An 8733-nucleotide genomic window follows, 5' to 3' on the forward strand; every position below is an offset into this window, starting at 1 on the left:
GATCGACGCCCTGCTGGAGCGGCTCACCCTCGACGAGAAGACCGCCCTGCTGCACGGCGGCCCCGACCCCGCCCCGCTCGGCCAGGCCGGGTACCTGCCCGGCGTACCGCGCCTCGGCATCCCGGCGCTGCGCATCGCCGACGGGCCCGCAGGGGTGCGGGTCGCGAAGCCCGCCACCGCGCTGCCCGCCCCGGTACTGCTGGCCTCGGCCTTCGACCCGGCGCTGGCCCGCGAGTACGGCAGGGTCATCGGCCGCGAGGGCAGGGCGCTCGGCCAGGACGTGATCCTCTCCCCGATGGCCAACCTGATCCGCACGCCCCACGCCGGGCGGAACGTCGAGACCTTCGCCGAGGACCCCCGGCTGACCGCGGACCTCGTCGCGGAGGTGGTCCGCGGCATCCAGGACGAGGGGCTCATCGCCACCGTCAAACACTTCGCCCTGAACAACCAGGAGCACAGCCGCGACACCGTCGACGTCGTCGTCGCCGAGCAGCCCCTCCACGAGACGGAGCTGCGCGGCTTCGAAGCCGCCGTCACCGCCGGGGCCGGCGCGGTCATGGGTGCGTACAACAAGGTCAACGGCACGTACGCCTGCGAGAACAAGCCCCTGCTCGACGAGCTGCTGCGCGGGAGCTGGGGATTCGGAGGCTGGGTGATGTCCGACTGGGACGCCACCCACAGCACCGTCGCCGCCATCGGCGCGGGCCTCGACATGGAGATGCCCGGCGGCACCCACTTCGGCGGCCCGCTCCGGCAGGCGGTGCGCGCCGGCACCGTCCGCGAGGAGACCGTGGACCTCGCGGCACGCCGGATCCTGGCCACCATGGACCGGTTCGGGCTGCTCGCGGCCCACCCGCCGGCCCGGCCCGCCCGCGACGCCGCCGCCGGCTCCCGCGTCGCCCGCAAGGTCGCGGCCGCCGGCGCGGTACTGCTGCGCAACGAGCACGCCACGCTGCCGCTGACCGGCGCCGCCGCCCGCTCGATCGCCGTGATCGGCCCCACCGGGCAGGTGCCCTTCGTCGGCGGCGGAGGCAGCGCGCACGTCCTCCCCGACCGGGCGCCCGCCCCGCTCGACGCCATCAGGGGCCGCGCCGGCAACGGCAGTACGGTGCGCTACGCGCTCGGCGAGGACCTGTACGGGCGCCCCCTGCCCCCGCAGCTGCTCACCCCGGCCGCCGACCTCGCCGACCGGCACGTGGAGGCCGGGCGGAACTGGAGCCACCAGGGCGAGTTCACGCTCGCCGCGGACGAGGAGTGGACGCTCCTCGTCCACTACACCGGCAAGCGGCCCGGCGTACGCCTGGACGGAGAGGAGCTCTTCCCGGTCCGGCCGGGCGCGGCCGAGCAGTTCGCCGGCGGACTCCTGGGAACCGCGCCCGACGGACTCACCGTCCGCCGCCGCACCCTCACCCTCGCCGCGGGCCCGCACCGGCTCGCCGTCTTCGCCGAGGGCGGGGCCAAGGGCCAGCGGTTCCGGCTGCGCCACACCACGAACGCGACCCGGGCCGCCGACCTCGCCGAAGCCGTGAAGACCGCCGAGCAGGCGCACAGCGTCGTGCTGTTCGCGTACGAGGACGCCACCGAGGGCACCGACCGGAACTCGCTGGCGCTGCCCGGCGGGCAGGCGCGGCTGATCGAGGCGGTCACCGCCGTGAACCCCCGCACCACGGTCGTGCTGAACACCCCTTCCAGTACGACCATGCCGTGGCTCTCCCGCACCGGCGCGGTCCTCCAGATGTACTACCCCGGCCAGGAAGGCGCGGCGGCCACCGCCGACGTCCTCTTCGGGGACGTGGACCCGGGCGGCCGGCTCACCCAGACCTTCCCGGCCGACGAGCGCGCGACCCCGGTCGGCGCGGACCCCCTGCGCTATCCGGGGGTGGGCGGGCGCCAGGAGTACGGCGAGGGCGTCCACGTCGGGCACCGCTGGTACGACGCGCAGCGGGTGGCCCCGCTGTTCCCCTTCGGGCACGGGCTCTCGTACACGACCTGGGAGTACGAGGACCTCGGCGTGCGGCCGGCGCGCGACGGGCTGCGCGTGGAGTTCACGGTCCGCAACACCGGACGCCGCAAGGGCACCGAGGTGGCCCAGGTGTACGTCGGCCCCTCGGCCGAGCTGAAGCTCGACCAGCCGGTGCGCGCCCTGGCCGGCTACCGGCGGCTGACCCTGGAACCCGGCGAGTCGCAGCGGGTGGTCCTCGACGTCGACGCCCGGGCGCTGTCCTCCTGGGACCCCGAGGCGCACGCGTGGGTACTGGGTCCAGGCCGTCGTGAAGTGTTCGCGGGCCGTTCCTCGCGCGAACTCCACCTGAAGGCAAAGGCTGTGGTCAACAGCAGATAGGCTGCCCGTTCGGCGTGTCACAGGCGACGCGCCGCCGCGATACGGGAGGACGTACCGGTGCACATCCAGGAATGGCTGGAGACGATTCCGGCGGTCAGCATCTATCTCCTGGTCGGTCTGGTCATCGGGCTGGAGAGCCTCGGCATCCCGCTGCCGGGAGAGATCGTCCTGGTCAGTTCGGCGCTGCTGGCCTCGCAGCACGGCGAGATCGACCCCGTGGTCCTGGGGATCTGCGCATCCGCCGGGGCGATCGTCGGCGACTCGATCGGCTACGCGATCGGGCGCCGGGGCGGCAAGCCGCTGCTGGAGCGCCTCGGCCGCCGCTTCCCCAAGCACTTCGGGCCGCAGCACGTGGCCCAGGCGGAGCGCTCGTTCGAGAAGTGGGGCATGTGGGCCGTCTTCTTCGGTCGGTTCGTGGCCCTCCTGCGGATCTTCGCCGGACCGCTGGCCGGCGTCCTGCACATGCCGTACTGGAAGTTCCTCGTCGCGAACGTCCTCGGCGGGATCCTGTGGGCCGGCGGCACCACGGCCGTCATCTACTCGATCGGGATCGTCGCGGAGCCCTGGCTGAAGGGCTTCTCCTGGGTCGCGCTGCTGCTGGCCCTGGTGATCGGCCTCACGGTGACGCTGGTGCTGCGGAGCCGGATGAAGAAGGCGGCCGCGGCCGAGGACGAGAGGCGGACGGCGGCCGCCACGGCCGAGTAGCGGCCGGCTGCCCCGCGGCCGGGCGTCGCGGGGCCGCGGCGCGTGCGTACCGGGACCCTAAGGCTGGCGCGGGGGCTCGGGCTGGACGGCGGCGCGGTGCTGCTTCGCCAGGTCCGCGTACATCAGGGCGTTCACCTTGATGCCCTCGCGCTCCTCCTCGGTCAGCTCGCGGCGCACCTTGGCCGGCACGCCCGCGACCAGCGAGCCGGGCGGGACCACCATCCCCTGCGGGACCAGCGCCTGCGCGGCGACCAGGGAGCCGGCACCGATCACCGCGCCGTTGAGGACGGTGGCGCCCATGCCGATCAGGCAGTCGTCCTCGACGGTGCAGCCGTGCACCACCGCGTTGTGGCCGATCGAGACGCGCTCGCCGATCGTGACCGGGAAGCCGGGGTCGACGTGGAGCGTGCAGTTGTCCTGCACGTTGCTGTCCGCGCCGAGCGAGATCGGACCGCAGTCGGCGCGCAGCACCGCCGAGTACCAGATGCTGGAGTTCGGGGCCATCGTGACGTCGCCGACCACGACCGAGGTCGGCGCGGTGAAGGCGGTGGGGTCGATCCGGGGGCTCTTGCCGCCCACGCCCGCGACGAGTGCCTGGCCCCGGTCCGCGTGATACGTCATGTTCTCTTCCTCAGTCCTGGGTGCTGGAGTGCCCTGCGTGTCGCGCTACCGGCACGGTAGGGCACGGGCCCGAACCGGCCGACGATGGGGTGAAGATCACGGCGCGGTCGGGGCGCCCGGCGCGTTACGGTGACCCGGTGCCGAAGAACCAGAACACGTTCTCATCGCTGACGGCCCTGACCACCCTGCGCCGGCGGCTCGCCAACCGCGCCGTCCACGCCGCCTGGCGGTGGATGCAGCAGGCCGGCGCGATCACCGCGCAGACCCCCGGACGGCTGCGCTTCGGCGCGATCGGGCACGGCACCCGCCTCGCCTTCCCCCAGGGCACGGTCTTCGGCGAGCCCTGGATCCGCCTCGGCGACCACTGCATCATCGGCGAGCAGGTCACGATCACGGCCGGGATGATGCCGGGCCTCGACCTCGGGACCGAGCCGGTGCTCGTCCTCGGCAACGGCGTGGTGCTCGGCCGCGACACCCACGTCATAGCGGACACCCGGATCACCATCGGGGACGACACCTTCTGCGGACCCGGCGTGTACATCACCTCCACGAACCACAGCTACGACGATCCGCACGAGCCCGTCGGCAAGCAGTGGCCGCGCAGCGCCCCGGTCGAGATCGGCCCCGGCTGCTGGCTCGGCACGGGCGCGGTGATCCTGCCGGGCGCACGGCTGGGCCGCAACGTGGTGGTGGCCGCGGGGGCCGTGGTACGGGGCGAGGTGCCGGACCACGCCGTGGTGGCGGGGGCGCCCGCGCGGATCGTCCGCCGGTGGCAGCCGGACACGGGCTGGCAGCCGCCGCTGCGGACCCCGGCGCCGGTGCCGATCCCGGACGGGGTGACGCCGGAGCAGCTGCGCGCGGTGGCGCTGCTGACGGAGGCCGAGGAGCGCGCGGCGCAGACGCGCTAGCAGGCGGGCGGGCCGGCGGGCCGACGCGCTATCCCGCGGCGAGCAGAACCGTTCCGGCGAGAGCCAGTCCGGCGCCGGCCGCCTGGACCGTCCGCAGCCGCTCCTTGAGGACGGTGAACGCGGCCAGCGCGGTGATCACCGGGTAGAGCGAGGACAGTACGGCGGCCACGGTCACCGGACCGTTCTGCGCGGCGACGGAGTAGGTGCCGTTCGCCGCCACGTCGGCCAGCCCGACGAAGGCCAGCGCGGGCAGCAGCCCCCACAGGATCCGCGGCCCGGTCCCGGCGGGCAGGGCCGGAGCCCCGCGCCGGGTCCGGACCCACAGCGCCGCGCCGCCCGCGGCCACATTGGTGACCCGCTGGACGAACAGGGCGAGGAAGAGCCCGGTGACGCCGCTGGACGCGTGCGAGATCAGGGCCATCACCGCGCCGAACCCGAAGGCAGCGGTCAGCGTGAGCACGACCGCCCGTCGCTGTACGGGGGCACCGCGCAGCTCCGGGCCGCCCGCGAGGACGATGCCCGCGACGGCCACCGCGATCCCGGCGAACTGGCCGGGCCCGGGCCGTTCGCCCAGCGCCAGCCCGGCCGCGACGGGCACGACCACCCCGAGCGAGCCGAGCGGCGAGACCACGCCCATCGGGCCGAGCGCCAGCGCCTCGTAGAAACTGAGCATGGCCACCGGCCCGACCAGGCCCGCCGCGACCGCGAACCACAGCTGCGGCCCCGCCTCCCGCCAGGCACCGGTGCCCAGGACGACCGCGCCGAGCGCGACGACGGCGAGGACCTGGGAGGCCACGACCACCGTGAGCGCCGGCAGCCGGCGGGTCAGCAGCCCTCCGCCGAAGTCGGCGAGACCCCACAGCAGGGCCGTGGCCAGGGCGAAGAGGGCGGTCATGACGGGGCCTCGCAGTACGGGTGGTGCGGCAGGGAACACCCCGCACGGTAGTTCAGGCGGCGCGCGCGACCGCGTACCGGGCGGTCAGAGGGCCGGGATCTCGATGGCGGGGCAGCGGTCCATCACCATCTCCAGACCGGCCTCGCGGGTCCGGGCACAGGCGGCCTCGTCGATCACGCCGAGCTGGAACCAGACGGCTTCCGCCCCCACGGCCACCGCCTCGTCGGCGACCGCCCCGGCCAGCCGGCTGTTGACGAAGACGTCGACCACGTCGACCTTGAAGGGGATCTCCGCGAGCGAGGCGTAGCCCCGCTCGCCGTGCACGGTCTCCGCCTTCGGGTGCACGGGGACGACCCGCTTGCCGAACCGCTGGAGCGTGCGGGCCACCCCGTAGGCCGCCCGGTCCCGGTTGTTGGACAGCCCCACCACGGCCCAGGTGTCTCCGAGCTCGGTGAGGATCTTGCGAATGGTTGCCGGGTCGCCGTTCACGGATGCCGCCTCCTGTTGCCTTCCGGACGCGGCCCGCCACCGCGGCCCGCACCAGTGATCAACCGAGGGGCCGCGCGCCCGATTCCCGGGGCGGCTGCGGGCCGCACCCGCGGGCGGCCGGGTCGGCCCCGGCAACGGCTTAGGGTGGAGCGGTGAAGTCGGACCAGTACGTGACGGTGGCCCGGGAGGGCGTGCACGAGGCGGAGATCAACCGCTCGCGCTTCCTGTGCTCGCTCGCGCCCGCCGCGACCGAGCGGGAGGCGCAGGAGTTCATCGCGCGCGTCCGCAAGGAGCACCCGACCGCCACGCACAACTGCTTCGCGTACGTCGTCGGTGCGGACGCCTCCGTACAGAAGGCCAGCGACGACGGGGAGCCCGGCGGCACCGCGGGGGTGCCCATGCTCCAGATGCTGATGCGCCGGGACGTCCGGTACGCCGTCGCCGTCGTCACCCGGTACTACGGCGGCGTGAAGCTCGGCGCCGGCGGGCTCATCCGGGCCTACGGGGGAGTGGTGGGCGAGGCCCTCGACGCACTCGGCACCGTCACCCGGCGCCGCTACCGGCTGGCCACCGTCACCGTGGACCACCAGCGGGCCGGCAAGACCCAGAACGACCTGCGCTCCACCGGCCGGACCGTGGTGGACCTGCGCTACGGGGCCGCCGTCGAGATCGAGGTCGCCCTGCCCGAGGCGGACCTGCCCGCCTTCGAGGCCTGGCTCGCCGACAGCACGGCGGGCAGCGCCACCCTCACCCTCGGCGGGGAGACCTACGCGTCCTGAAGGACGTGCCGTGCGGGCCCCGGCGACGCGTTAGCGTAGAGGGGCTCAGCGAGCGGGAGACGACCGGGACGACCAGGGGGACGGAAGAGACATGTGCGGCCAGACGTCCGGCGGGGCCGGCGAGTGAGGCTCCTGCACACCTCCGACTGGCACCTCGGCCGGTCCTTCCACCGCGTCAACCTGCTCGCGGCCCAGGCCGCCTTCATCGACCACCTCGTCGAGGCCGTCCGTGAGCACGAGGTCGACGCCGTCCTCGTCGCCGGCGACGTCTACGACCGGGCCGTGCCCCCGCTGTCCGCCGTCGAGCTGTACGACCGGGCCCTGCACCGGCTCGCGGACCTCGGCGTGCCCACCGTGATGATCTCCGGGAACCACGACTCCGCCCGGCGGCTCGGCGTCGGCGCCGGGCTCATCGGCCGGGCCGGGATCCACCTGCGCACCGACCCCGAGGGGTGTGCCGACCCCGTGGTGCTGGCCGACGTACACGGGGAGGTGGCCGTGTACGGACTGCCGTACCTGGAGCCCGCCCTGGTGAAGGACCGGTTCGGCGCGGGCAGGGTGAGCCACGAGGCCGTGCTGGGCGCGGCCATGGACCTGGTCCGGGCCGACCTCGCCGCCCGCGCCCCCGGCACCCGCTCCGTCGTCCTCGCCCACGCCTTCGTCACCGGCGGGCAGGCCAGCGACAGCGAGCGCGACATCGCCGTCGGCGGGGTCGAGGCCGTGCCGGCCGCCGTCTTCGACGGGGTGGACTACGCCGCCCTCGGCCACCTCCACGGCTGCCAGACGATCAACGAACGGGTCCGCTACTCCGGTTCCCCGCTCGCCTACTCCTTCTCCGAGGCCGACCACCGCAAGACCATGTGGCTGATCGACCTCGGCCCGGCCGGGGAGATCACCGCCGAGCGGCTCGACACCCCCGTGCCGCGCCCGCTCGCCCGGCTCCGCGGCCGGCTCGACACGCTGCTGGAGGAGCCCGGGTACGCCGCGTACGAGGACTCCTGGATCGAGGCCACCCTCACCGACCCGGTCCGCCCCGAGGACCCGATGGCCCGGCTCGCCGCCCGCTTCCCGCACACCCTCAGCCTCGCCTTCGACCCCGAGGACCGCGAGGAGTCCGGCGCGGCCTCGTACGCGCAGCGCCTCAAGGGGCGCAGCGACCAGGAGATCGCGGAGGACTTCGTCGCCCACGTGCGCGGCGGCGGGGTCGCGGACGAGGCCGAACGGGCCGTGCTCCAGGGCGCCTTCGAGGACGTACGGGCGGACGAGAGCCGGCAGGAGACCCGCCGATGAGGCTGCACCGGCTCGCGATCACCGCCTTCGGGCCGTTCGCCGAACCCCAGGAGATCGACTTCGACGCGCTGTCCGGCGCCGGGATCTTCCTGCTCCACGGCCCCACCGGAGCGGGCAAGACCTCCGTCCTGGACGCCGTCTGCTACGCCCTGTACGGATCGGTGCCCGGCCCCCGACAGGCCCCCGGCACCAGCCTGCGCAGCGACCACGCCGACGCCGGCACCCCGACCGAGGTCACCCTCGAACTCACCGCGGGCGGGCGGCGCCTGGAGATCACCCGGCGCCCCGAGCAGGACCGGCCGAAGAAGCGCGGCAGCGGCACCACCAAGGACAAGGCGCAGAGCTGGCTGCGCGAGTTCGACGGGGAGGGCTGGCAGCCGCTCAGCCGCTCCCACCAGGAGATCGGCGAGGAGATCGAGCAGCTGCTCGGCATGAGCCGCGAGCAGTTCTGCCAGGTGGTGCTGTTGCCGCAGGGCGAGTTCGCCCGGTTCCTGCGGGCCGACGAGGCCGCGCGGGGCCGCCTGCTGGGCCGGCTCTTCGACACCCGCCGCTTCGCCGCCGTCGAGCAGCTGCTCGCCGAGCGCCGCCGGGCCGCCGAGGCCAAGGTCCGGGCCGGCGACGAGAAGGTGCTCGGCACCGCCCAGCGCCTCGCCCAGGCCGCCGGGGACTGCGCCGACCTGCGCGCCTGGCCGCTGCCCGGACACC

General features: G+C 74.6%; 9 protein-coding genes. 6 read left to right on the plus strand and 3 right to left on the minus strand.

Annotated features, from left to right (window positions below; all coding sequences use genetic code 11):
* Both ACS04_RS16590 and ACS04_RS16595 read left to right on the plus strand, forming a co-directional pair.
* On the plus strand, positions 1-2341 hold a 2341-nt coding region (locus ACS04_RS16590), incomplete at its 5' end, for a beta-glucosidase family protein (protein WP_048477396.1).
* A gap of 57 nt (positions 2342-2398) precedes the next feature.
* Positions 2399-3046: a DedA family protein gene (locus ACS04_RS16595; RefSeq protein ID WP_048477397.1), complete on the plus strand. Its 648-nt coding sequence runs from the start codon at positions 2399-2401 to the stop codon at positions 3044-3046.
* A 57-nt stretch (positions 3047-3103) separates the two neighbouring features.
* Here the strand turns inward: ACS04_RS16595 and ACS04_RS16600 are convergent, their stop codons facing one another.
* Entirely contained in the window at positions 3104-3667 is a 564-nt protein-coding gene (locus ACS04_RS16600; protein ID WP_048477398.1) for a gamma carbonic anhydrase family protein, read from the minus strand.
* Positions 3668-3804: 137 nt separating this feature from the next.
* On the opposite strand from ACS04_RS16600, the gene ACS04_RS16605 reads away from it, so the two are divergent.
* Complete coding sequence (locus ACS04_RS16605; RefSeq protein WP_048477408.1) at positions 3805-4575, plus strand: acyltransferase; 771 nt, start codon at positions 3805-3807, stop codon at positions 4573-4575.
* 28 nt (positions 4576-4603) lie between these two features.
* On the opposite strand, the gene ACS04_RS16610 is transcribed toward ACS04_RS16605, so the two are convergent.
* Together ACS04_RS16610 and ACS04_RS16615 are read right to left on the minus strand one after the other, a co-directional pair.
* Positions 4604-5470 (minus strand): DMT family transporter, encoded by an 867-nt coding sequence (locus ACS04_RS16610; protein ID WP_048477399.1) that lies wholly within the window; start codon positions 5468-5470, stop codon positions 4604-4606.
* Positions 5471-5554: 84 nt separating this feature from the next.
* Positions 5555-5959 carry a CoA-binding protein gene (locus ACS04_RS16615; RefSeq protein WP_048477400.1) on the minus strand — a complete coding sequence of 135 codons (405 nt, stop codon included), beginning with the start codon at positions 5957-5959 and terminating at the stop codon, positions 5555-5557.
* 152 nt (positions 5960-6111) lie between these two features.
* On the opposite strand from ACS04_RS16615, the gene ACS04_RS16620 reads away from it, so the two are divergent.
* The 3 genes from ACS04_RS16620 to ACS04_RS16630 all read left to right on the plus strand — a co-directional run.
* Positions 6112-6738 carry a YigZ family protein gene (locus tag ACS04_RS16620; RefSeq protein WP_048477401.1) on the plus strand — a complete coding sequence of 209 codons (627 nt, stop codon included), beginning with the start codon at positions 6112-6114 and terminating at the stop codon, positions 6736-6738.
* Between the two features lie 123 nt (positions 6739-6861).
* Positions 6862-8028: an exonuclease SbcCD subunit D gene (locus ACS04_RS16625; protein ID WP_048477402.1), complete on the plus strand. Its 1167-nt coding sequence runs from the start codon at positions 6862-6864 to the stop codon at positions 8026-8028.
* Positions 8025-8733, plus strand: a 709-nt coding sequence (locus ACS04_RS16630) for an AAA family ATPase (protein ID WP_048477403.1), incomplete at its 3' end; no start/stop codon positions are given. The genes ACS04_RS16625 and ACS04_RS16630, both read left to right, overlap by 4 nt.

Source organism: Streptomyces roseus, assembly GCF_001044425.1.
Lineage (GTDB): Bacteria > Actinomycetota > Actinomycetes > Streptomycetales > Streptomycetaceae > Streptomyces > Streptomyces roseus.

What these genes read in the sequence shown, in the direction of transcription:
- ACS04_RS16600 (WP_048477398.1), bottom strand. Translation starts at nt 3,667, where the DNA reads ATGACGTATCACGCGGACCGGGGCCAGGCACTCGTCGCGGGCGTGGGC.
- ACS04_RS16610 (WP_048477399.1), bottom strand. Translation starts at nt 5,470, where the DNA reads ATGACCGCCCTCTTCGCCCTGGCCACGGCCCTGCTGTGGGGTCTCGCC.